The 24,172-nt window shown below is 65.8% G+C and carries 16 protein-coding genes; 4 read left to right on the forward strand and 12 right to left on the reverse strand.

The window, feature by feature from the left end:
• Window positions 1-2,535, forward strand: a 2,535-nt coding sequence (locus OXU43_06335) for a DEAD/DEAH box helicase family protein (protein ID MDD9824770.1), incomplete at its 5' end; no start/stop codon positions are given.
• A 63-nt stretch (window positions 2,536-2,598) separates the two neighbouring features.
• Here OXU43_06335 and OXU43_06340 read toward each other — a convergent pair.
• Window positions 2,599-4,137, reverse strand: a complete 1,539-nt coding sequence (locus tag OXU43_06340; protein MDD9824771.1) for a YifB family Mg chelatase-like AAA ATPase — start codon at window positions 4,135-4,137, stop codon at window positions 2,599-2,601.
• A 223-nt stretch (window positions 4,138-4,360) separates the two neighbouring features.
• Here OXU43_06340 and msrA point away from each other — a divergent pair, with 223 nt between their 5' ends.
• Window positions 4,361-4,888 carry a peptide-methionine (S)-S-oxide reductase MsrA gene (msrA, locus tag OXU43_06345; protein MDD9824772.1) on the forward strand — a complete coding sequence of 176 codons (528 nt, stop codon included), beginning with the start codon at window positions 4,361-4,363 and terminating at the stop codon, window positions 4,886-4,888.
• Window positions 4,889-5,009: 121 nt separating this feature from the next.
• Window positions 5,010-5,378 (forward strand): hypothetical protein, encoded by a 369-nt coding sequence (locus OXU43_06350; GenBank protein MDD9824773.1) that lies wholly within the window; start codon window positions 5,010-5,012, stop codon window positions 5,376-5,378.
• On the opposite strand, the gene mtaB is transcribed toward OXU43_06350, so the two are convergent.
• The 5 genes from mtaB to OXU43_06375 form a co-directional block, all read right to left on the reverse strand.
• Window positions 5,331-6,650, reverse strand: coding sequence for a tRNA (N(6)-L-threonylcarbamoyladenosine(37)-C(2))-methylthiotransferase MtaB (mtaB, locus tag OXU43_06355; protein ID MDD9824774.1), 1,320 nt, complete (start codon window positions 6,648-6,650; stop codon window positions 5,331-5,333). The genes OXU43_06350 and mtaB overlap by 48 nt on opposite strands.
• Before the next feature lie 91 nt (window positions 6,651-6,741).
• Window positions 6,742-7,761, reverse strand: a complete 1,020-nt coding sequence (locus tag OXU43_06360) for a histone deacetylase (GenBank protein MDD9824775.1) — start codon at window positions 7,759-7,761, stop codon at window positions 6,742-6,744.
• Between the two features lie 98 nt (window positions 7,762-7,859).
• Window positions 7,860-11,453 carry a bifunctional serine/threonine-protein kinase/formylglycine-generating enzyme family protein gene (locus OXU43_06365; GenBank protein ID MDD9824776.1) on the reverse strand — a complete coding sequence of 1,198 codons (3,594 nt, stop codon included), beginning with the start codon at window positions 11,451-11,453 and terminating at the stop codon, window positions 7,860-7,862.
• 430 nt (window positions 11,454-11,883) lie between these two features.
• The gene (locus tag OXU43_06370) at window positions 11,884-12,900 is read right to left on the reverse strand and encodes an isocitrate/isopropylmalate family dehydrogenase (GenBank protein ID MDD9824777.1); all 1,017 of its coding nucleotides are present in this window, start codon (window positions 12,898-12,900) and stop codon (window positions 11,884-11,886) included.
• A 78-nt stretch (window positions 12,901-12,978) separates the two neighbouring features.
• Window positions 12,979-15,102 (reverse strand): carboxy terminal-processing peptidase, encoded by a 2,124-nt coding sequence (locus OXU43_06375; GenBank protein MDD9824778.1) that lies wholly within the window; start codon window positions 15,100-15,102, stop codon window positions 12,979-12,981.
• A gap of 180 nt (window positions 15,103-15,282) precedes the next feature.
• On the opposite strand from OXU43_06375, the gene OXU43_06380 reads away from it, so the two are divergent.
• Window positions 15,283-16,332 (forward strand): alpha/beta hydrolase, encoded by a 1,050-nt coding sequence (locus OXU43_06380; protein MDD9824779.1) that lies wholly within the window; start codon window positions 15,283-15,285, stop codon window positions 16,330-16,332.
• A gap of 16 nt (window positions 16,333-16,348) precedes the next feature.
• On the opposite strand, the gene OXU43_06385 is transcribed toward OXU43_06380, so the two are convergent.
• Genes OXU43_06385 through map form a run of 6 tightly spaced genes read right to left on the reverse strand, consistent with a single transcriptional unit; the run spans window position 16,349 to window position 24,128 of the window.
• Window positions 16,349-17,257 carry an FKBP-type peptidyl-prolyl cis-trans isomerase gene (locus OXU43_06385; protein ID MDD9824780.1) on the reverse strand — a complete coding sequence of 303 codons (909 nt, stop codon included), beginning with the start codon at window positions 17,255-17,257 and terminating at the stop codon, window positions 16,349-16,351.
• Window positions 17,254-19,056: a lipase maturation factor family protein gene (locus OXU43_06390; GenBank protein ID MDD9824781.1), complete on the reverse strand. Its 1,803-nt coding sequence runs from the start codon at window positions 19,054-19,056 to the stop codon at window positions 17,254-17,256. Before OXU43_06390 ends, OXU43_06385 begins: the two co-directional genes overlap by 4 nt.
• Window positions 19,053-20,078 carry a tRNA dihydrouridine(20/20a) synthase DusA gene (gene dusA, locus OXU43_06395; protein ID MDD9824782.1) on the reverse strand — a complete coding sequence of 342 codons (1,026 nt, stop codon included), beginning with the start codon at window positions 20,076-20,078 and terminating at the stop codon, window positions 19,053-19,055. Before dusA ends, OXU43_06390 begins: the two co-directional genes overlap by 4 nt.
• Window positions 20,075-20,725 carry a MutH/Sau3AI family endonuclease gene (locus OXU43_06400; GenBank protein MDD9824783.1) on the reverse strand — a complete coding sequence of 217 codons (651 nt, stop codon included), beginning with the start codon at window positions 20,723-20,725 and terminating at the stop codon, window positions 20,075-20,077. The genes dusA and OXU43_06400 overlap by 4 nt, the downstream gene beginning before the upstream one ends.
• Before the next feature lie 2 nt (window positions 20,726-20,727).
• On the reverse strand, window positions 20,728-23,430 hold the full coding sequence (gene glnD / locus OXU43_06405) for a [protein-PII] uridylyltransferase (GenBank protein ID MDD9824784.1): 2,703 nt from the start codon (window positions 23,428-23,430) through the stop codon (window positions 20,728-20,730).
• On the reverse strand, window positions 23,358-24,128 hold the full coding sequence (gene map / locus OXU43_06410) for a type I methionyl aminopeptidase (GenBank protein MDD9824785.1): 771 nt from the start codon (window positions 24,126-24,128) through the stop codon (window positions 23,358-23,360). The genes glnD and map overlap by 73 nt, the downstream gene beginning before the upstream one ends.
• Between the last annotated feature and the right edge of the window lie 44 nt (window positions 24,129-24,172).

Raw genomic sequence — 24,172 nt, forward strand, 5'->3', positions numbered from 1 at the left:
AGGAATTTTTCTCTGGTCCGCCCTGACGCGCAGTTCGCCAACCGCCTGGCGATAGATGAAAAACAAATTCTAAAAAATGTGCGCGCCATTCAGCGAGAAAACCAACTGGACGAGTGCGAGTCGCTGGACGGCCTGCACTTTTCCGTGGAAATGGAAACCGGCACCGGCAAAACCTACGTTTATCTGCGTACCGTTTATGAGTTGAACAAGGTTTACGGCTTCAAGAAATTCGTCATTGTCGTGCCTTCGGTGGCCATCCGCGAGGGCGTGTTGAAGAATCTGTCCATCACCCACGACCACCTGCAGAATCTTTATGGCAGGCCGCCGGCGCATTTTTCGGTGTACGACTCAAGGAAGGTTTCGGGGCTGCGGGATTTCGCCCTCAGCGATGCGATTCAGATTTTGGTCATCAATATTGACTCTTTCGCCAAGGATGCCAATGTCATCAATCGCCATAACGATAAACTGACCGGCGAGAAGCCCATTGATTTCATCCGCCGCGCCCATCCGCTGGTTATTGTGGACGAGCCGCAGAATATGGAAACGGTCAAGCGCAAAAGGGCGATCGAGGAGCTGAACTATCTCTGCACCCTGCGCTATTCGGCCACCCATGTTCACCACTATAACCGGATTTACAACTTGGACCCGGTGCGGGCGCATGAGTTGGGGCTGGTGAAACAGATTGAAGTGGACTCGGTGCGCGCGGAAAATGATTTCAACGCCGCTTATGTGCGGGTGAAAAGAATCAACGTCCGGGGCCGGCTTTCCGCGTCGCTGGAAATTGACTGCAACACCGCCGCCGGCGTGAAAAGAAAAAAGGTGACCGTCCGCTCCGGCGATGACCTTTATGAGCATTCCGGCCAGCGGGAGATGTACCGCGACGGTTATATCGTGAATGAGATAGACGCCGAACAAGGGCGGGTCGCCTTTTCCGGCGTCGGGACATTGCGCGTCGGCGAGGCCGCCGGCGGGCTGAGCGACGAGATGATGAAAATCCAGATTCGGGAAACCGTCGCCGAGCATTTTAAGCGGGAAAAGAAGTTGCAGGGCAGGGGAATCAAGGTGATTTCCCTGTTCTTTATTGACCGCGTGGCCAACTACCGCCGCCACAAGACGGGCGAAAAAGGCAAATTCGCCCGGTGGTTCGAGGCGGTGTATCAAAGAGAGTCCGGCAAAAAAGAATACGCCGGGCTGATTCCGTTTGCCGTGGACGAGGTGCACAACGGTTATTTTTCCGCCGCCAAAGACCAGTGGAAAGACACCAGCGGCAACACCAAGGCCGACGACGACACTTTCCGCTTGATTATGAAAGACAAGGAGCGGCTGCTGGACCCGGCTGAGCCGCTGCGGTTTATTTTCAGCCACTCGGCGTTGCGGGAAGGGTGGGACAATCCCAATGTATTCCAAATCTGCACGCTGAACGAAACGCAGTCCGAGTTGAAAAAACGGCAGGAAATCGGCCGCGGCATGAGGCTGGCGGTGGACCGAAACGGCAACCGCGTTCAAGACGCCGCGGTCAATCGCCTGACCGTGATCGCCAACGAAAGTTACGAGGATTTTGCGCGCCAGCTGCAAAATGAAATTGAGCAGGAGTGCGGCGTGGATTTTGGCGATAAAATCAAGAACAAGCGCCAGCGGCGCGAGGTCAAGTACCGCAAGGGGTTTCAGTTGGACGAAAACTTCAAGGCGCTGTGGGACCGGATTAAGTACCGCACCACTTACCGGGTGGAATACGACACCGCTACGTTGATTGACAAGGCAGCGCAGGCGGTGAAAGACATGGGCAGGGTGGACAAGCCGTCGTTTCACATTGAAACAGCGGAGATTAGCGTTGATAAAGCCAAGGGCGTTACGCCAATACAGAAGGCGGGCAAGATGGTGCGCGCCGAAGGCGGCGTTGATTTTGTCCCCGACATTCTTTCCTATGTGCAGAGCCACGAGCGCGCACGGCTCACGCGCGACACCGTGTATGAAATTCTGCGGCGCTCCGGGCGGCTGGGCGATGCGCTGAAAAATCCGCAGATGTTTGCGGACAAGGCGACGGATTCCATTGAGGGCGTGCTCGCGGGTTTAATGGAAGACGGAATCAAATACGAAAAAATCGGCGCCAAAGAATACGAGTTGCGCCTGTTTGAGGGGTATGAATTTCATCGCAACGATCACACCTTCAAGGTCAGCAGCCCGAAGAAAACCATCAACGAAGGCTGGATGCCGCTGGATTCGGGCGTGGAACACCAATTCGCCCAGGACTGCGAAAGCCGGGACGACATCGAATTTTATTTCAAACTTCCGCCGTGGTTCAAAATCAAAACCCCTATCGGCAACTACAACCCCGACTGGGCGCTGATTAAAAAGAACGAAACCGCCATCTACTTCGTTGCCGAAACGAAATCCAAAGAACGGGAATTGCGGCCGAGCGAACGCAGGAAAATTAAATTCGGCGCGGCCCACTATCGGCAGTTGGGCATGAATTTCCGGCAGGTGTCTGAGGTCAAGGATCTGGATTCGCCTGAATATTTCCCTGCAGGGAAGTAGCGGCGCGAGGGGGCGCCGGCGGCGACTGCCGTCCGTCCGTTATCGCCTGGGGCGGGGTCGGGCTCAGGAGACGCCGGGGGGCGCCCCGGCGAAACTCAGGCCGCCGCGGTCCAGCCGGCGGTAGCCGACGGCCTCGGCGATATGCTCGGTCCCCAGCTGCTCGCGGCCGGCCAGGTCTGCGATGGTGCGCGCCACGCGCCGCACCCGCTGCAGCGCCCGCAGCGAGAGTTGCAGCCGCTCTACCGCTTGCTCCAGCAGTGCGGACGCCTCCGGGCCCAGGGAGCAGTAGCGTTCCACTTCCGCATGTTCCAGCGAGGCGTTGACCTTGCCGGCGCGTCGCAATTGCCGTTCAAAGGCGATGCAGACGCGGTCCCGCACCGCGGCGCTGCCTTCGCCGCCCGCTTTCGGGGACAGCACCAGGCCGGGGGCGGGCCGGGCCAGCGCGAGTTGCAGGTCAATCCGGTCCAGCAGGGGGCCCGAGATTCGCTGCTGGTAGCGGCGCACCTGCTCCAGGTTGCAATGGCAGCGACGCTCCGCATCGCCGAGGAAACCGCAGGGACAGGGGTTCATGGCGGCCACCAGCTGGAAGCGGGAGGGGAAGGTCACTCGTCCCCCGGCCCGGGCGATCACGATGCGTCCCGATTCCAGCGGTTCGCGCAACACCTCCAGCACCCGGCGGTCGAATTCCGGCAGTTCGTCCAGGAACAAGACCCCGTGATGGGCCAGCGAGATCTCTCCGGGGCTTGGGATTCGTCCGCCGCCCACCAGCGACACGCCGGAGGCGGTATGGTGGGGCGCCCGGAACGGCCTGTTGCCCCAGTCGCGCGGGTCGAAGCCGCCGTGCCCTACCGAGGCCACCATGGCGGTTTCCCGGGCCTGATCTTCGGTCATCGGGGGCAGCAATCCCCCCAGCCGCTCGGCGAGCATGGTCTTGCCCGTCCCCGGGGGGCCCATGAGCAGCAGGTTGTGGCGGCCCGCTGCGGCGATTTCCATGGCGCGACGGGCCTGAGGCTGTCCGCATACTTCCGAGAGGTCCCAGTACTTGCGGCTGGCGCGAGTCGGCGCCGCCGCCGCCGCGGGCGCCAACTCCCGCCGCCCCTGCATGTGTTCGCAGACACGCAGCAGATGCTCCGCCGGCAGTGATTCCACTTCTTTGACCAGGGCCGCTTCGGCGATGTTGTCGGCCGGCAGGATCAGGCGCCGACCGGCGGCGCGCATCGCCAGGACCGCGGGCAGGATCCCTTGCACCCGGCGCAGTTCGCCGGTCAGGGCCAATTCCCCCAGCATTTCGTATTCGCGCAAGCGCCCGGCGTCAATCTGGTTGGAGGCGGCCAGGATCCCCAGGGCGATCGCCAAATCGAAACGGCTGCCCTCCTTGGGCAGGTCGGCCGGCGCCAGGTTGACCGTGATCCGGCGCGGCGGGAAATGGAAGCCGTTATGCAGCAGGGCGCTGCGGACGCGGTCCTTGCTTTCCCGCACCGTCGTCTCCGGCAGGCCGACGATGGAGAACGCCGGCAGGCCGCCGGCGAGGTGCACCTCGACGGTGATCAGCGGCGCCTGGATGCCGAGTTGGCCCCGGCTGTAACTGATGGCGACGGTCATCCCTGGCTTTTGCAACCTTCCCTGGTTTCCGCCGTAGGGCGGGAAGGCGATTATACCCCTGGTTTCGGACGGCGGCCAAGCGGCGCGGCGGCCGGGCGCCTCTCCCGCCGGGTGCGGGTGCGGATTGTCCGGGCTTCGGGGGGCGTGCTATCTTTAACGCTGCGGTTTCGCAACGGGCTGCTGCGTCGTCATGACGGCCGCTGTCGTTGCAGAGGGAGAGAGGATGCGCCGCGCGGAAGACCTTTTGCGGCACAAGGTAACCGGGCGCCCCCTGCGGCCCCCCTTTCCGGAAGGGTTGCGGAGGGCGGCCTTTGCCATGGGATGTTTCTGGCGCCCGGAGCGGCTCTTTTGGGAACACGGGGTGTACAACACCGCCGTCGGTTATTGCGGCGGACAGGTCCCGGACCCCGGTTACCGGGAGGTATGCGGCGGCCGCACCGGCCACGCGGAGACGGTGCTGGTCGTGTTCGACCCGGTCCGGCATTCCTACGCGGAGTTGCTGCGTCTGTTCTGGGAAGGACACGACCCCACACAGGGGATGCGCCAGGGGCCCGACGTGGGGCCGCAATACCGTTCGGCGATCTTTACCGCTGACGAGGAACAGCGGCGGCAGGCCCTGGAATCGCTGGAAGAGTGTCGCCGCGCGTTGCGCCGCGCCGGGCGCGGCGACGTGACTACCGAGATCGCGCCGTTGACCGATTTCTACTATGCAGAGGAATACCACCAGCAGTACCTTGCCCGCGGCGCATAGCGCGCGGGGAGCGCGCGGCTGCCGTGTCTGTCGCGGTGCCTGCGTCCCGGCGCCCGCCGCCGGTCCATGCGCCCGCTGGCCCCGGCTCCCGTCCGCCCTGGCGCGGGCGGTTGCCGCCGTCTTGTTGGCAACGGCAATACTCCTGCCGCCTCCGGTTGTGGCGGACGAGCCGCGGCTGGCGGTAGTGGACATGGAGCGCAAATACCGGCAGCTTGAGGACGCCCGCGCCGTCTTGAAGCGCCGCCTGGACCGGCTGCGGCGCACCGTAAATGGTCTGCGTCTGGAACGGGAGCGGGCGCGGAAGACGGTGGCCGTTCTGGGCGAGGGTTACGCCTTGCTGCGCAACCAGCCGTTGCGGGCGGCTTTCTCTACTCAGGACGCGATCCAGCGCGAACAGGACCGGATCGCGGCGGTAGAGCGGCGCCTGGACTGGGTGGAGTCCCTACTCGACGAGGCGGCTGCCGGCGGCCGGGACGCCGACCAGGGTTGAACCGTCCGCGCCGATAGCGGTCATGCGCGCCGCATGGATGCGGTGGGCCAGCTCCTGTCGGCTCTCTTGCCGCACGCGCAGGTAATTGGGAGTGTAGCCGCCGTAGATCGTCGCCGCCCGGGGCCGTGCGGCGGGCGCGGTTGTCTCCGCCGCCTCCCACAGTACCGGCAACTCGCGATTCAGGAAGCGGCGCAGGAAGTCCAGGCGCAGACGAGAGGCCAGCGCTTGCAATTCGCGGCTGCGCGCCTTCTTCGCCGTTTCCGGCACCATGGGTCCCATGCGCGCCGCCGCCGTGCCGGGCCGCGCCGAGAAACGGAAGGCATGCACCCCGGCGAAGCCCATGCGTTCGATGAATTCCAGCCCCTCCCGCCATTCCCGTTCGCCTTCGCCGGGGAAGCCGACGACGATGTCGGTGGTGATGCTCATGTCCGGGTGGGCTGCCCGCGCCTGCGCCGCCAGTCGTTCGTAGTCGCGGGTGCGCACGCGGCGCGCCATGCGCTTCAGGATTTTGTCGCTGCCGCTCTGCAACGGCAGGTGCAGGTGCGGCATCAGCCGCGGCGCCTCGAACAGGCGGAAAAAGTCCTCTGGCAGGTCCCAGGGCTCCAGAGAACCCAGTCGCAGACGGGGCAGATCGGTATCTTGCAGGATCGCCCGCACCAGCGTGTCCAGACGGCCGCCGCGCTCCGCGCCGTAACCGGCGGTGTGCACCCCGGTCAACACCACCTCGAGGACGCCGCCGGCGACCAGGCGGCGCACTTCGGCCACTGTCTCGGCGGCGGGGCGGCTGCGCTCCGCGCCCCGGGCGACGGTCACGATGCAGTAGCTGCAACGGTGCCTGCAGCCGTCCTGTATTTTGACGAAGGCCCGGCTGCGGCGCGGGCGCCGCCGGGGCACGGCCGTCTCCGGCAGTGCAGGCGGCACGGGCGTCATGGCGTCGAATAACGCCAGTGCGGCCGGGACCAGCCGCTCCTTGCCGGCGTTCGGCAACAGCAGGTCCGTCCGGCCGGCCGCCGCGGCCGCGGCCGGTTCCAGGCTGGCATAGCAACCGCTGGCGACTACCCGCGCCTGCGGTTGGCGGCGTCGGACGCGGCGCAGCAGTTGCCGCGATTTGCGCGCCGCCTCGCCGGTCACGGCGCAGGTATTGACCACCACCAGTTCGGCTTTTTCGCCGTCATCGGCGATTCGACACCCGCGCTGCCTGAATTCTCCCGCCCAGACCTGCGCTTCGGCCTCATTCAGGCGGCAGCCCAGGGTTTCCAGCCGAACCCGCATCTAAGCCGTCGCGCGGATGTCGCGGGTCGCCGTTCCCCTGGGGAAGGCTGCCGGCCAGGTACCGCCGGCGCGCGGATTGCGGTTGCGCGGATTACGCAAGGTTTGTCGGCGGCGAAGTCCGCGGGGGTATCTCCGGGGCATCCTCCGCGCCCGCCGTTTCCGGACCGCCGTTGCCGCACATCTCGGCCAAATGGCTGGCCACGCATGCCGGCAGCGCCCGCGGGTGGTAGCCTCCTTCCAGCAGGGAGAGCACCCGCCCGGCGCAGTGCCGTTCCGCCACCTCCAGGATGCGCCGGCTCATCCAGCCGTAACATTCCGTGCTCAACTCGATGTTGGCCAGGGGGTCGTCGCGGTGCGCGTCGAAGCCCGCCGACAGCACGATGGCCTCCGGGCGGAAGGCGTTCAGGGCAGGCAGCACCCGTTCGCGGAACGCCTGCCGGTACTCGGCGTCGCCGCTGCCCGCCGCCATCGGGCAGTTGACCGTCGCGCCGCGGCCGCGGCCATCGCCGGTCTCGTGGGCCGCGCCGGTGCCGGGATAGAAGGGGTATTGGTGCAGACTGATGTAGAGCACGGACGGATCCTGCTCGAAGCAATGCTGTGTCCCGTTGCCGTGGTGCACGTCCCAGTCCAACACCGCGATTTTGTCCAGGCCATGCCGTCCCTGCAGGTAGCGAACCAGGATGGCGGCGTTGTTGAACAGGCAGAATCCCATGGCCAGAGCCGTTTCCGCGTGGTGTCCGGGCGGGCGCAGCAACGCGAAGCCGTTGTCTATCGTCCCGTCCGCCAACCGATCCGCCAACTCCAGCGTCGCCCCCGCGGCCCGCAGTGCCACCTCGTAGGAATTTTTGCAGATGCGGACATCGGGTACATCCAGAAAAGGCGCTCCGTTGCGGCAGGCATGTTCGGCCCGGCGCACGTAGTCCGGCGCGTGCACGGCGCGCACCCATTCCTCCTCGCCGCGGCGGGCGGCGAGCTTTCGCAGGCGGGCGAACCAGCTCCTGCCCTGCAATTCTTTCAGGGTCGTCGTCAGTCGCTGGCGCCGTTCCGGGTGGCCCGCGCCCGTATCGTGTTCCAGAAAAAGCGGGTCGTAGAGAAATCCGGTGGCGGTCACGGCGTTGCCCCCGGCGCCGTTCCGGGGCGCGTTCTCCGTCCGGGGCGCCCGCAACGCAAGTGCGGTCGTATGGCCTGTGGCTTGCGCATGGCAGGTCGCTACGGAGCCGCTTCGTGCTCCGGAGCCAGCGTTTTGGCGACGCGGAAACCGACGTAGCTGTACCGTTCCATCATATTTTTGCGGTTGCGGTTGGAAGAACGCAGGTACTGCAGATCGCTGTCCCAGGAACCGCCGCGCACCACGCGCCGCAGGCAGTCTCCCGTATCCCAGGACGACCCGTCCGTTGGCGCCCCGCGGTAACTGCCGTTCCAGCAATCCGACACCCACTCCCACACGTTGCCGTGCATATCGTGTAGGCCGAAGCCGTTTGCGGGGAGGCTTCCCACTGTCGCCGCGTATTCATGGCCGTCCGCGCTGCCGTACGCATTCGCTTGTTCGGCACTCCACGTGTCGCCGAAGGCGTATTTCGTCGCCGTTCCCGCACGCGCTGCGTACTCCCATTCCGCCTCCGTCAGCAGCCGGTACGGTTCGCCTGTTTTGGCACTCAGCCATTCCGTGTAGGCCATCGCTTCGCCCCAACGGACGTTCACCACCGGATTGTCTTTGGCCTTGGGGAACGGGGCCGCGGGAGCCGCCTGGAAAACGTTGTACTCGGCCACCGTCACCTCGTAGATGCCTATCGCCAAGAGGTACTGTATGAAGACCTCATGTGCTGGGCGCTCGTCTTCGGTGCCTTCGCCGCTCAGATCTCCCATGCGGAAACTCCCCATCGGCAATGTCACCATCTCGGGGCAGGTATCGCAGTCCCGGAAACGCCGGCCCGCCGCATTCCCCGCGCGCATGTATTTCTGCTGGGCTTGTTTCAGTCTGGAAGCGCCGGGAATTAGCCCGCTTCCCTCTTGCAGCAGTGTCAGTGCGGCCCCGTTGCCTTCTTTCCGGGCTGTTTCCTCCGCCAACCGCAGGTAGGTGTCCTCGAAGGAGCGGTATGCCCGAGCCAGGAACGGGTCGTCGTTCGGCAGTTCCTCCTGCAATCTGTGCAGGGTAATCCTGGCGGCGGCGACGTCGCGGTCGAGCAATTGCGTCAGCAGCGTCACTTTTACGGGCTCCAGCGGTCCCGATTGTTCCCCGCTTCGCTCCCGGTCCTGTCGGTGCCGGACTTGTTCTATTGCCTGTTCGATATCGGTGTGGGCCGTTTCCAGGAGAGCCGTTTTCCCGGTGATTTGTTCGACACGGTCCAGTATGCCGCGGGCATCGGCGAAGCGGTTTTCCGCGGCAGCTTGTTGCACCGCCGGCAGGTATATCTCGGCGACCTGGTCTCGTGCCCGCTCCGGCGTCGGATCGTCCGGCGGCAACAATCCATCCAGGCGCCGCAAGAGGGACCGTACCCGGGCTTCCCATTCGTCGTCCCCGGCCCGGGGTTGCGCAATCAGCACTCCGAGCTTGACGCGTTCGTCGCTGGCAAACTCGCGCTGCATCTTTTCCCGTTCGGCGCCTGTCGCGCGCGCCAGCGTTTGCGCCTTATTCTTGAAGTCGCGCAGATCGCGGTCGTCCGGGGCAAGGGCCAGGGCCGGCAAGATATAGTTCAGCGCCTGTTGCGGGTTGCCCAGGGAACAGGCTTTGTCCGCGGCCTGTCGGTAGGCGGCGATGAGGCGCGGGCTCTTCAGCAGCGGGTGTTCGGGAGCGGCGACGGCCAGGATCTCCAGCACGTCAGTGATATCCTCGGCCTGATTGTCGGCCAGCAAGTTGCCCGCCGCGAGATGCGCTTCGTATTGCCGGCTTAACTCTTGGAGCAGCAGGGCCTTGCGCTCCTTTACTCCGAAGCGCAGCGCCTCCAGCCACGGGGTGTCGGGATAGAAGCTCTCCGCCCGCTTCAGCATCTGTTCCGCCCGCGGGAAGTCGTAGCTCCCCTGCTCGGGCATCGTAATTTCCTCAACGGCTATCTGGAAGGACCGTTGCAGGGTGTAGCCCGCTATGTCCAGGATGCGCTGGCGTTCGTCCGCGCGGTATCGATCCAGCGTTTCCAGGGTCTGGATGATGGCCTGTTGGTCTCCCTGCTCCAGGACCGTGATCACTTGGTTGATTTGGCGGTGGCGTACGTATTCCAGAACCGGCCAGAGGCCGGCCAGGAGGAGTGCCGCCGTGGCCGCCGTCGCCCAGAGCTTCCAGGAACGTTTGCGCGGCGCCGTGTCGTCCTCCTCTTTTGCCCAGGCTTGGTATTGGCTCTGCCACATTTTGGTCGCCCGCGGAGGCTTGCCCTCCAGTTCCGCCAGCCAGGTGGTGATGTTGGTGCTGCGGTTCTTGCGCTTGAAGGCCAGCGCCTGTCGCAGCGCTTGCATCTGTTGCGGGCTCAGGTCTTTGACGGGGGCTGGCGTCAGGCCTTTGTCACAGGCGACGTTGGCGGGTATTTTGCTGAAGGGGTGCTCGCCGGTAAGCAGTTCGTAGGTCAGGCAGCCCAGTGCGTAAATGTCGTCACAGGGGTCGGGGCTTTTCTGCTCCAGCATTTCCAGGCTGGCGTAGGCCGGGGTGAGCGCGCCCAGTTTGCCGGCGTCGAACAGCGTATGGGTATGATCGCTGGACAGGGGATCGGTCAAGACGCGGGCAATGCCGAAGTCCAGCAGCTTCACGCTCTTGTCATGGAGCATGAAGCAGTTGCTGGGCTTGAGATCGGCATGAACGATGTTCTTCTGGTGAATGTATTTGAGGGCCTTTCCCAGATCCCGGATGATCGGCAACGCCTGCTCGAGGGGCAGCCCGCCGTTAGGGATTACGGTGCGCCGGATATAGATATCGAGCGGCAGCCCCTCCAGCAGCTCCATGAGGATGTAAACCTGGTAGCTGTTGGCGCTGAGCCGGTCGAAGTCGTAAACGGTGACAATGTTGGGGTGAGTCAGCCGCTGCTGCCTGCTGAACTCCCGTTCCATGGCAATGAAGGCCTCGGGATGTTGCTTGAAGTCTTCATTGAGCAATTTGACGGCCAAATAGGGATTCTGGTCTCGGGCCTCCTGCTTCAGCAGGTCTATGCACTTGAAAACTTTGCCCATGCCGCTCTGGCCGATAAGTTTCAGCAATTTGAAGCGATTCCGGATGACACTGCCCACATCCAGCGTCTCCGCCTCGTCCTCTTGTTGCTCCGGCGGTTGGGATTGTGCGTGCAGGGGGTCGTTCGATGGACCGTCTATCTGGCCCTCGTTCGGTTCACGGTTCGGCAGGACGGGCGCGTCGCTGATCTCCGAGGCTGGCAGGAAGTCCAAAAGGCTGGGGACCTTGGTCGGCGCCTCGTTCTCCGCCGCGTTTGCCATGGCCAGCGCGTCTCGCACATCCTGGGCGGTTTTTGCCTCGCGGTCGGCGGAATGCGCAACAGGGGCCGCGTCGCCGTCCGCGGCATTCGGAGCATCCGTCCCCCGCTCCCTGGCGTTCATGGCAATCACGGCCGCACCCTGGCGTTGTTGCTGCGGTTGCTCGGCCCGCATTTTGTCAGCGATATGTGTCTGGCACTGCACAATATGGCGCTTGACAGAGGAGTACAGCCCGATGCTCAGCAATCGTTCTACGTAAGCATGCTCCAGTTGCTCGAGCATGGACTCCGCCAGTTGCGGTTGTTCGTCCAGCAGTTCTTCAAGCCGGGAGCACAGGCGCGCGATCCCGACTTTGCCTTCGCCCAGGGCGACTAAAGTGCTACGGAAATCTGGCATAAAAGGGAGGCGTCTGCCCTTGAGGAATAGGGCAGCATTGTAGGGGCGAGGGCGGGTTTACTGCGAGCCTCCTTGTGTCGCGTACGGTAACCCGACGACCTCAGCCAGAACAGCCAGCTTTGCATTGTTTGCACCGTTTGTTTTGTATGGCTGAATCTCTATTATACCTCCAATATATAGACTAAGTCCATGCCGCAATAGGGGCCCGGACATAGGGCGCCTGGGATGGCGTCGGAGGAGGCCCAAGGGGGCGAGCATCCGCCGGGCATGGCGGGGTTCCGGGGGTTGCGGGAACCGGCTCCTTGAAGGATGGGGCGCAACCCCGTCGCCGCGGCTCGGGTGGTGACCGTGCCGGTTTTGTGCGCCTCCGGTGGGGTGACCGCCGGTTGTGTCTGCCGGCAAAAGCCGGGGCTGGCGTCGGATGCTGTTTTCAGCGCAGCCGGCGTACGATCTCGGCAGTGAATTGCCTCGTGTTGGCGTCGCCGCCCAGATCGGGGGGGCGTACCCCGGCCTGCAGGGTGTCGCCGATGACTTGGCGCAGGCGCTTCCCCAGGCCGTGTTCGCCCACATGTTCCAGCATCATGGTGGCGGCCAGCATCAGGGCGCAGGGATTGGCAACGCCCCGGCCTGCGATGTCCGGCGCGGATCCGTGCACGGCCTCGAAGATGGCTGCGTCGTCGCCGATATTGCCGCTTGCGGCCAGTCCCAGCCCGCCGACCAGCCCGGCGATCTCTTCCGAGAGGATGTCGCCGAACATGTTGGTGGTGAGGAGCAGATCGAATTGCGAGGGGTCAAGCACCAACTGCATGGCGCAGTTATCTACAATGCGGTCCTCGATCTCCAGCCGGTCCCGGTAGCGTTGCCCAATTTCCATGGCGGTCTCCAGGAACAGCCCGGTGAGGGTCTTGAGGATGTTGGCCTTGTGCACGATAGTGACCTTGCGGCGGCCGTGGTCCAAGGCGTAGCGGAAGCCGAAATCGGCGAATCGCCGGCACCCGAAGCGGGTGATGATGCCCGATGCCTCGGCCACGGCCTTGGGATCGCCGGCGATGGGAACGTAGTGCTCTACGCCCACGTACAGGCCCTCGGTGTTTTCCCGCAACAGCACCAGGTCTATGTCCTCGAAGCGCCCACCTCTGTAGAGCGAGCGGGCGGGGCGTACGTTGGCGTAGAGATTGAAGATCTCCCGCAACCGGACATTGGCCGAGCGGAACCCGGTGCCGATAGGGGTGTTCAGCGGCGCCTTCAGCGCGAGCCGGGTTTGCCGGATGCTGGCCAGTACCGGCTCGGGGAGCGCGTCGCCATGCTTCTCCACGGCGGCAGCGCCGGCTTGTTGTCGGTCCCAACGGAAGGGCGATCCCAAGGCATCCAGCGCCTCCAAGGTGGCCGCCATGATCTCAGGACCGACTCCGTCTCCCTCAATGAGGGTCGCTGGTATTGGTTTCATTGTTTGGGCTCCTGCCGCGCCGCGCCCCCGGCCGCCTGCGGGAGGCGGTCGGCGGGTGTCGCCGAAGCGTCCCTGCGCTCAGCTCGGTTGCAAGTCGGCGGCTTGCGAAACGGGGGGGGTGGCGGTGAGGTCGCTGAGGATGCGGGTTGCCTCCCGTAACAGCAGGTCCACTTGATCCAGCAGGTAGTTGCTGCGCTTTTCCTGCCCTTCTTCGTCGGCGTCCCGCTCGCCGGAGAGACGGCCGTCTTCTTCCTTTTGCAACGCAAGCAGCTCCTGATGCTGTTCCCGGCGCTTTGTTTCCCGCAACGAGACCGTGCGCCGCTCCCGGTTCTCCAGGGAGATCTGGATCTCCTTGCGCAGCAATTCGAAATCGGGGTCGGACGCGACCCGCTCCAGATGCTTGCGGCGCAATTGTTCGATGGAGACTGTCGGCGGCGGCAGCGGGGAGTAATCCAGCGGGTGCAACGTGTCCCAGCGCAGGGCGTTCTCCAGGGCGCGTTCGCCGTAGTCGGAGTCGTTCTCGGCGGTGGGAAAGACGATATCCGGCTCTACCCCCCGGTACTGGTTGCTGCCGCCGCTGATGCGGAAAAACTGGGCGATGGTCGTCTTCAGCTTGCCCAGGTCTTCGCTGTCCGACTGGTAGTAGCGATTGAGGTCAAGGATGTTCTGCACCGTGCCTTTGCCGAAAGTAGGCTCGCCGATGATAATCCCGCGCCGGTAGTCCTGGATGGCGCCGGCGAAAATCTCCGAGGCCGAGGCGCTGCTGCGGTCCACCAGCACGGCCAGGGGGCCGGTGTAGAGGACCTCCGGGTCGGAGTCGTGATTGATCTCGATCTTGCCGCGGGAGTCGCGGGTTTGGATGATGGGACCGGTCTTGATGAACATTCCGGTAAGTTCCAGGGCCTCGCGCAACGAGCCGCCGCCGTTGCCGCGCAGGTCAATCACGATACCCTCGACATTCTCTTCCTTCAGCCCGGAGAGCAAATTGCGTACGTCGCGGCTGGTGCTGCGGTAATCTTCGTCGCCGCGGGTCTGGGCCTTGAAGTCCACGTAGAAGGAGGGGATGTCTATGACCCCGATCTGTCGTTCTTCCGGCAATTGGATGGTGAAGGATTGTGCCGCCCGCTGTTGCAGACGCACTTTGTCCCGGGTCAACCGCACGATCCGGGTCGGTCCTTCCGGCCCCCGCCCTTTGGGCAGGATCTCCAGCCGCACGATCGAGCCCTTGGGGCCCCGGATGAGGTCAACCACGTCGTCCAGCCGCATCCCGATCACGTCGGATAGTTGCCCGCTGCTGCCTTGGCCGACGCCGACGATTCGGTCCTCGGCCTCCAGTTCGCCGCTGAGGGCGGCGGGGCCGCCCAGGATCAGCCGCTGGATCGTCGTGTATTCGCCGTTGGTGGAGTGCAGGACGGCGCCGATTCCCTCCAGGGACAGTTGCATGCTGATGTCGAAGTTTTCCGAGGTGCGGGCCGACAGGTAGGAGGTGTGCGGCTCGACGGCTGTGGTAAAGGAATTGATGAAGACTTGAAAAATGTCGTCGCTGTTGCGTTGCATGATGGCCGTCTCTATCGAGCGGTAGCGGCTGGCCAGGGTCTCCCGCGCCTCGGCGCCTTCTTTGCCGGCCAGGTGCAGGGAGAGCAGGTCGTTCTTGACTCGTTTGCGCCAGATCTCGTCGCGTTCTTTGAGGGAGACGGCCCAGGGCCCGTCGCGCCGATCATAGGTGTAGTTCTCGTCCGCGGTGAAGTCGAATTCCCCCTCCAGCAGGGACTGCGCATGGCGCACCGCTTGCTGCACCAGACGGCGGAACTGTCTGTAGATCTCGAAGGCAGGTTCCAGGTTGCGGGTCAGCAAGGCCTCGTCAAGGCGGTAGCGGTATTTGATAGAGAAGTCGTTTACCTGTTCCAGCATGAAGAACTGCCGGTTCGGGTCCAGGGCCTTCAGGTAGTTGTCCAGCACCTGGTCGGAAAGCGCATCGTCCACGCGGACTTTTTTGTAGTGGTAGTTCTTCAGTATGTGCAGGATGATCCCCGTCGCGCGATTGTGTTTGAGGTCCGGGATTAACTGTTCTTCCGGCACGTACAGGAGTTCGCGCTTGGCCGCCGCCGGCGCCGCGGCGGCTGTAGCCGCCGCGAGCGGCAGCAAGATCAGCGCCGCCGCCAACCGGGCGGTGGAACGTTTCCAGGTGCTTTGCATGGCCATACCTCGTTTATTGTCTATGCGCGGGGCTGGCGGGGAGCGATGCGTCTCCACCGCGGCCCCGGCCTTGTATCGCTATTATAATGCGTCGTTGCCGCCAAGTCAGCGTCCCGCTGTCTTTCTGTCCGGTTTTTGCGGCCCGCGGGTAGCTCTGCGCGCGGGGATTCGGGATATAATCGAGCGATGAGAACGGTCTGGCCCCTGTCAGTTTTCTCCCGCGGGCGGAGTCTTTACGGTCTGCGGTCGCTCGCCGCGCTGATTCTTGTGCTGGGCGCCTTCCCGGGCGCCTCGGGGGCGGCGCGCGGCGGGGAACGGGACTGGCCGCCGCCTCCGGGGAGGCTGCTGGATGTCGCTGGCCACCGGATGCATATCCATTGCCTGGGAGAGGGGGGGCCGACCGTAGTGTTCGACTCCGGTCTGGGGGGCATGTCGCTGGAATGGCGCGAAGTCCAGCGGCTGCTGGCGCCGCGGTTGCGGGTCTGCGCTTATGACCGCTCCGGGTATGGCTGGAGCGAGCCCAGCGCGGGAGATCGCCTCAGTTCGCAGCTGGCCGGGGAATTGCAAGTATTGCTGGAGGCCGCGCAGCTGGCGCCCCCTTACGTGCTGGTAGGCCATTCTTTCGGCGGCTATAACGTGCGTTACTTCGCGGCTGCCTACCCGGAGCGCACGGCGGGGCTGGTATTGGTGGACGCTTCGCATCCGGAGCAGGCGGAGCGCATCCCGCAGGTCGGCGTACCCCAAACCGGCAGGCGGCTGGTGCACCGCCAGGAGGCGAGCATATTGCGGATGGTGCGGATGTTCCAGAGCCCTTACCTGAGGGAGCAGTTGCGGCATTATCCGCAAGAAATACGCGACCAGGTGTGGTCTCTGGTCACCTCGGGGACGGCGATTGCCGCCCAGCGGCTTGAATTGCGCAGCTTTAACCGCAGCGCGCACGAGGTCTCTGCCCTCAGTTTGCCGCCGGGATTGCCGCTGGCGGTGGTGAGCCGCGGCCGGCGGGTCTGGGCGGAGACTCCGCTGGGGGATGCCCGGGAGACCGTCTGGGACGAGATGCAGCGCGAGTTGGCCGCTCTAAGCGGCGACAGCCGCCGCTGGATTGCCGAGCAAAGCGGTCACATGGTGCACCTGGAGCAGCCCGGGAAGGTGGCGGAGGCGGTGGTGTGGGTGGCCGGCCGCGCCTGCGCGCGTCTGCGGCAATCCCTGCGGCAGGCCGATTGCCAGCGCCTGCTGTGAACGCCGCCGCGAACGTTCAGGACGGGTCTTCGTCCGCGGCGGATCGCTCCTCGATCCCCAGCAGCTCGATCTCGAACACCAGGGTCGCATCGGGGCCGATGGTGGGCGGCGAACCCTCGCGGCCGTATCCCAGGGCGGGAGGGATGTAGGCGCGCCACTTGGCGCCGACCCGCATTTTAGGCAGCAGGCGCTGCCAGCCGCGGATCATCCTCTTCAAGGGTAGCGACGCCGGCGCGCCGCCGCGGTGGGAACTGTCGAATTCCTCGCCGTCAATCAAGCTGCCCCGGTAATGCACCCGCACGATGTCGCTCAGCCCCGGCCGCCTTCCCTGGCCTTCCCGCAGGATTTCGTACAGCAGGCCGTCCGCCAACTCCGTCACCCCCTCGCGGTTCCGGTTTTCGGCGAGGAAGCGGCGCCCCTCCTCGCGGTTTTTGTTCCCCAACTCTCGCCATTGGCGCAGCCAGTCCTCCTTGTACAGCAGCAGCAGTTTGGCGATCTCCGGCTCTTCCAGGCGCAGCGGGCGCTCCGTGAGCGCATCCTCGATCCCCTGGGAAAAGTTTTGCATCCGCAGCCGCGATTTGTGAATGGACAGGTGGCGGCTGTAATGCACGCCCAGGGAATAACTGGTGTCCTTCGACGCCGCCGCTTCCGGCTTGCCGGCCCGGTTGCGCTCGAAGGCGATCAGCAGGGAGGACATGGTTTGGGTCGGGAGTCGGAACTTGCGGCCCGTCAGGGCGTCCCGGACCCCGGAGACGAACGCGGTCGCGTCCAACCGGATCCCGGAGGCGATCTGCCGCGTATCGCGGCCGAACTGCACCCCCAGGGCGTAACTGGTCTGTTCCGTGGCCAGCTCCGCGGCAGCCGCCGCCCCGGCGAGCAGCAGGGCGCAGGCGGCCAGGGCGGGCGCCGGCGGCAAGGGCCTCACCGCGCCCCCTGCAACTGCGTGGCGGGGAGGTAGTAGCCCAGCAACTCCCGCCGCCAGAGGGCGTTGTTGCGCCGGCGTTCGTCCGGGGCGGTGTAGCTGTAGCGGTACAGCAGGGCGCGGACGTACCGCGGCGGTTGGTCGGGGAAGGGGTTGTAGTCGAACAGGGCAATCACCGGCGGGCTGTTCCGCAACAGGCGATACACCAGGTTGCCAACCCAGGGATGCTCCCTTGCCGTGCCGAGGACGGCGAACCAGCACTGCCAGTCCAGCCGCGGCTGGTGCGGGAAGATCCACGGCAGCCCCCTGGCGGTGGGGCCGGGTTTGTAGCGGAAGGAATACTCTTGCCAGGAGCGGCGGTCCCGGCTGCCCTCGAGCACGAGTTCCAGGCGTTGCGTCGTCATCACCGCGAATACGCCGTAGGGATTGACGATACGCAGGGGGCGCAGGAACCGTTCCGCGGCGGCCGCGCCCGGCAGTTCCTGGGCGGCGAACAGACGCCAGAACTGGGAGGCGTTGATCGTTACCACCGTTGCGGCCAGCGTTGCGGTCGCCCACCGGATTGCCGCCCGCGGCGGCGGGGAGGCGGTAATCTCGGTGCGCCACCTGGCAGGCAAGACGCTTCGCAATGCGGCATCGTCGTACAGAGAGAGGCACAGCAGCATGGTCAAAAGATTGAAAAAATTATAGTTGCCGGTCAGCAGTATGCACAACTCCAGGAGCAGGATCGCGGCGCCGGCCAGGAAACGCGCCTGGCGCGGCAGGAAGATCAGGAATACCGCGGCCAATTCGATGCCCAGGGTGGCTGCCGCCGAGAACCGGTGCCACGCATCGGGCAGATGGTGCGCGTACCAGGCCAGGGGCGTGGGCAGCGGCTGGGTCTCGTAATGGTATTGCAGGGCGGTCAGGGCAGCCCAGGAAGGGTCGCCGCTCAGGAGTTTCACCGCCCCGGACAGAAACACGAAGCGGAACAGCAGCCAGCGGTACAGCCACAGGGAGAGCGCCGAGCCCGGGGAGAGGAAAATCGCCAGGAACCCCGCCTCCAGCAGCAGGAGGTCCCATTGGAACCGCAGGAACACCTGCCCGGCGTGACACAGCGACAGGTACATCACGAACGCGAGCGCGGCGGCGAGACGCCCGCCTTTGCCCAGCAAGATAAGCGCGGCCAGGAACCATCCCGCCAGACAGACGGCATGCAGGGCGAGGTCGCCGGAATGCAGCCAGAACAAAGTGGGAATGCGCCAGTAGGCAGAGCTCCCCAGCGCCTCGCGCGCCAGCTCCAGGTAGTCGCTTATCGGCAGGATGCCGCGGCTGCCCACGAGTCCCTCGATCTGAACCCAGAGCGAATAAAAGGCGATCGCATATACGGCGCCCAGCCCGCGCAGCAACAGGGCGCAGCTCAGTTCGTAGCGCGACGGGGGAGGCGGGCGGCGCCCCCAGAGCAGGCAGCTGATGCCGCTCAGCAGCCGCCGGTGCCGGGAGAGAAAGCGGTAGCCGAATTCGCTGATCGCGGCAAAGCCGGGCAGGCGCAGATACAGCCGCAGCCAGTGGCCGTGACCGGGCGCCAGGGCCAGGATCCGGTACGCCGCTTCGGCGCCTTGGCAGCGGCGGCCGTCCGACAGAAACAGCTGGATGGAGCGGCGGAAGGCGGCGACCGGCAACTCCGGGTAGTCTTGCGCCGCGTCCTGATAGGGACGGTAATCGGCCCGGTCGCCGGTGCGTTGCCGCCAGTAACCGACCCAGTAACGGCAGATATTGCAGGCGCCGTCATAGATCAGCAGGCAACGGGGCGGGGCGCTCACTCCGGCATGGCGCAGGGGCGTCGGGCAGCGAAGTCTTGCAGTTGCATCGCCGCCTGTTCCAGGGTCTCGGTTTCCGTTCCCCGCCTCCCTGCGCTCAGCAACCGGCGCCAGCGACGGCTGCCCGGCTGTCCGTGCAGCAGGCCGAACAAGGGCTGGACCAGGCTTTGGAAGCGGGTGCCGCGGCGCAGTTCGCGGCAGGCATAGCGTCGGTAGGCCCGGAAGATCTCCTGGCGCGGCGGCGGCGTCCGCCGGGCGCCGAAGATCGCCGGGTCGGCGGCGGCCAGCAGGTAGGAGTTATGGTAGGCGGCGCGCCCGATCATGATCCCGTCCACGAGGCCCAGTTGCGCGCCGGCTTCCTCCAGGCAGGAGATGCCGCCGTTCAGAACGATCTCCAACTCCGGGAAGTCTCGCTTCAGCCGGTGGACGCGGCCGTGTTGCAGCGGCGGGCGGGTGCGGTTCTCTTTTGGGCTCAGCCCCCGCAGCCATGCTTTGCGCGCGTGCACGATAAAACCGCGGCAGCCGGCGGCGGCGACCCGCTCCACGAATCCGGCCAGGTGCCGGTAGCTGTCGCAGCGATCGACGCCGGTACGGGTTTTGACGGTGACCGGTGTCGCGACCCGTTCGCACATGGCCGCGACGCAGTCCGCCACTTGCGCCGGCTGCGCCAGCAGACAGGCCCCGATCCGGCCGCTGCTCGCCGCCTGGCTGGGACAGCCCACATTGAGGTTGATTTCGTCGAAGCCGGTCCGCTCCGCCATGCGCGCGCACTCGGCGAGCGACTCCGGGTCCGAGCCGGCCAACTGTAGCGCCAGCGGGCGCTCGGCGTCATCGCAGCGCAGCGGCAGGGCGCCGCGCAACAGCGCCTGGCAAGGGATCATCTCCGTGTACAGCAGGGTGTGGCGGGAGAGGGTCCGTGCCAGGCGCCGGAAGTGCCGGTTCGTCCAGCCCATCATCGGCGCCACCGAGAGGCGCCGGTCCGGGGACGCGCGCGGCGGGGCCGGATTCGGGGCTGCCGCGTTCATCCCGCTGCCGCCGGGGCGTAGTGTATTCGCAGCAGGCGGGCGGTAAAGTGCGGGCGCAGGTAGAAACTCCAGGACACGCCGTCCTCGCCGGCGGGGGCGCCTTGCGGGCGCAGTTGCAGGTAGTTCCCGTAGCGCCCGTCCAGGAATTCCGTCCCTTCCAGGCGCAGGATCTGGAGCAGTTCTTCCCAGTCGGCGCGCAGCACTTCCGCTTCGCCCGGCGTCGGCGACCAGAGCCAGGGCATCCCGACCCGGCGCTGCGCCGGAGACAGCCCCGGTTCGGCCAGTACCGGCACCCACAGTACGCGCGCCAGTTTGCGGCGCAGCGCGGAGTCTTCCCATACGGGGGCGGTGTCGCGTTGCCGGGAGACGGCGCAGACGAAGGTGGACTCCAGCGTGCGCCCGTCCCGGCTGACGGGCAGGCTCTTGAGCTCGATGCCCAGGGCGGAGAAATCGGGGCGGGAACGGGGGCCGGCGTCGGTGCCTAAGGCCGCCTCGAGCAGCCGCCCGACCCAGCCGCGGTCGCGGCGCAGGTCCCGTGGCGGGCAGGCGCCCAGTCGCCCCGCGATCTCGCCCAGGGTGCGGCCCGCCAGCGCCCGGCCGCGGGTGCGCAATTCGTCCTCGTCGGCGGGAGGCAGGGGCCGGTACATGCTCAGTTTTCTCCCAGCATCTCCAGGATGGCGCCGCGCAGGCGTCGCCGCCGGGCCGGGTCTCGCACCCTGCCGCCGCCTTTGCCGGCGAGGAAAAAGAAGTCCCTGACGCGCTCGCCGTAGGTGGCAATCTTCGCCCCCTGAAGTTGCAGTTCCGAACGCCGCAAGGCCGTGCCGATCCGAAACAGCAGTCCCGGCCGGTCCATGGTGGCGACCTCCATGATGGTGCGGTCGTTGTCCGGATCGTCCAGGAAATCAATGCGGGTTTCGATCCGGAAACTGCGCGCCTGTCGCGACGCCAGCCGGCTGACCTGCAACGGTATATCGGGCCGGGCCAGGACGTGTCGCAGGCGCTGGGCGATCTCGCGCGCCCGCTGCCCGCTGCCTACGCGCTCGCCGCTGCGCTCCAGCACGGAGTAGCTGTCCAGCGCGCCGCCGTTCGAGGCGGTAACGATGCGGGCATCTACGATGGACAGGCCGAGTTGGTCCAGCGTCCAAGTGGCGGCGATGAAACTGCGCCCCCGTTCCGGCAGATGCAGGAACACCTCGGTGCAGTCGCGCGAGGTGCGGCGGTTGACCAGGACCAGCGGCTGCTCCGGCTGCCGCCGGCTAACGATGCCGCGGGCGTGCCAGGCGATCTCGTCGGCACGGTAGCGCAGAAAGTATTCCTCGCCCAGCCGCTGCCATAGCCGCTCTGCCAGCGACCGGCAGCCGTTGCCGAGTAGCGACAAGGCCTGTTCGCGCGTCCCGCGGATCCGCTCTCGTTTGGCGATCGGCCTGCCGCGCCCCCGGCGCAATGCCTGCAGGACGCGGTCGTACAGGGTGCCCAGCAAGTGGTTCTTCCAACTGTTCCACAATTTGGGGTGCGTGCCGCTGATATCCGCCACTGTCAGCAGGTAGAGGTAATTCAGCTGATCCTGGTCGCCCACCTTTTCGATAAAGCGCTCGATCACGGAGGGGTCGTCCAGGTCTTCGTGTTGGGCCGTATGCGACAGCAGCAGATGGTACTCCGTCAGCCAGGCGACCAGTTGGCAGTCGTACTCGCCCAGCCCCAGGTAATGGCAGAAATCCAGGGCCTCCTGCGCCCCCAGCAGGGAGTGGTCGCCGCGGCGTCCCTTGCCGATGTCGTGCATCAGCGCCGCCAGGTACAACAGCGGTCGCTTGGGGATCTGCCGCATGATCTCGTGGCACATGGGGAAATCGGGCGAGCGTCCGGCGGCGAATTCGTCCAGCCGCTCCAGCACCGCCAGGATGTGCGCGTCCACGGTGTGGATGTGGAACAGGTCGAACTGCATGCGCCCCTCGATGTCTCCGAAGGCGGGCAGCACGGCGGCCAGCACTCCGTAGCGGTGCATTTGCCGCAGGGCCCGCCCGACTCCCCGCGGCTGGCCGATGATCTCCAAAAACAAGCTGCGGGTCCGCAGGTCGCCGCGGAAGTTGTCGTCCGCGCGCTTGGCGCTGTCGCCAATCAGGCGCATCGTCGTTGTCGCCAGGCCGTCCAGCCGCTCCTCCTGCATGAGCAGCAGGAAGGGTTCCAGAAGGGCGTGCGGATAACGCTGGAATACCCTGGGATCGCGGGCCTCCAACTGGCCGTCCCGCTCCCGGAAGCGGCGATTCAGCCGGGTTTCGCTGTGCCTGGCCCGCGGCGCGATCCGTTCTCCGAGTTGCCGCAACAGAATCTCGTTCAGCAGGCCGATCCTGCGGGCTGCGCGGTAATACTCCCTTGTGAACCGTTCCACTCCGGCATTGCCCGGAGCAGTGTGGCCCAGCAGTGGCGCGATGCGCCGCTGATAGTCGAACAGCAGGCGTTCCTCGCGCCGGCCCGCGAGCATGTGCAGGGCGTAGCGTATGCGCCACAGGAGCGCCCGGCTCTCCTCCAGCGCGCGGCTCTCTTCGGGCAGCAGCAAGCCCTGCCGGCGCAGGTGGCGCCAGGGGTCGCCGCCAAAATGGCGTATGGCGACCCAAGCCACGGTATGGATGTCGCGCAGGCCGCCCGGTCCGTCTTTGATGTTGGGTTCCAGATTGTGCCGCCCGACCCGGTTGTGGCGCTCCTCCTGTTCCCGCAACTTGCCCTGGAGAAAGCGGCGCCCGGGGCAGATCCGCTCCGCTGCGATGGCGGCGCGCATGGCCTCCGCCAGGTCGGCGCGGCCCAGCAGCGGCCGCGCTTCCATCATGGCGGTCAGCACGGAGAGATCGGCGCGGGCCGCGCGCATGCACTGGCTCGCGGTGCGCACGCTGTGACCGATCTGCAGCCCGGCGTCCCAGAGAGAAACGAGGAAGCTTTCGACTGCGGCGCTGGCGGCGGCGCCCATGCGCCCGCGGTGGAGGATCAGCAGGTCAATATCGGAGTACGGGTGCAGCTCGCCGCGGCCGTAGCCGCCCACGGCCGCCAGCGCCAGCTCCCCCCCGGCCAGGGCGGAATGCCGCCGCCAGGCCCGGCGCAACAGGCGGTCCGTCTGCCGGCTTTGCTCGCGCACCAGCGTCTCAATGGACTCGTTGGCCAGGAACCTCCGATCCAGGGCGTCCCGCTGGCGGCGCAGTTGCAGGCGCCAGGGCGCCGCCGGCGCGCCGCTCTCCGCCGGCCGCTCCGGACCGGGGCCGCCGGCAGTCGGGAGGCGCCCTGGGCGGTCCTTCAGAATCTCTCCTCCTCTCGCCGGGTCAGCACTTCGCAGGCGCTTGCCGTAATCAGTATGGTGTGTTCCCACTGGGCGGAAGGGCTCCGATCCCGGGTGACCACGGTCCAGCGATCGTCCAGCAGCTGTACCCGCCGCTTGCCGGCGTTGAGCATGGGTTCGATGGTGAAGGTCATGCCCGGGCGCATCGTGACGCCGGGGTCGTGGCTGCGGTAGTGCAGTACCTGCGGGTCTTCGTGGAACTCCCTGCCGATGCCGTGGCCGCAGTATTCGCGCACCACCGAAAAGCGGGACGCCTCGGCGTGATCCTGGATCGCCGCCCCGATCGCGCCGAGGTTGGTCCCGGGGCGTGCCGCCCGGATGCCTTTTTGCATGCATTCGTAGGCCACTTCGACCAACCGCCGGGTGCGGGCGGGGGGCGTGCCCACCAGGAACATTTTGCTGGTGTCGCCGTGGTAGCCGTCCTTGATCACGGTCACGTCTATGTTGACGATATCCCCCTTGCGCAGTCGGCAATCGTCGTTCGGGATGCCGTGGCAGACGACATGGTTGACCGAGGTGCAGATGGAGCGCGGAAAGCCGCGGTAGTGCAGCGGCGCCGGGATCGCCTGCTGCTCGTTGACGATGTACTCGTGGCAGAGCCGGTCCAATTCGCCGGTGCTGACGCCGGCCCGCACGTGCGGGCCGATCATTTGCAACACCTCGGCGGCCAACCGCGAGGCGACTCGCATCTTTTCTATTTCCTCGGCGGTTTTGATGGATATGGCCATGGGACTGCTATTGTACAGGTTCGGATACACAGGGGGCGGCGCCA

This window comes from Gammaproteobacteria bacterium (assembly GCA_028817255.1).
Taxonomy (GTDB): Bacteria; Pseudomonadota; Gammaproteobacteria; order Porifericomitales; family Porifericomitaceae; genus Porifericomes; species Porifericomes azotivorans.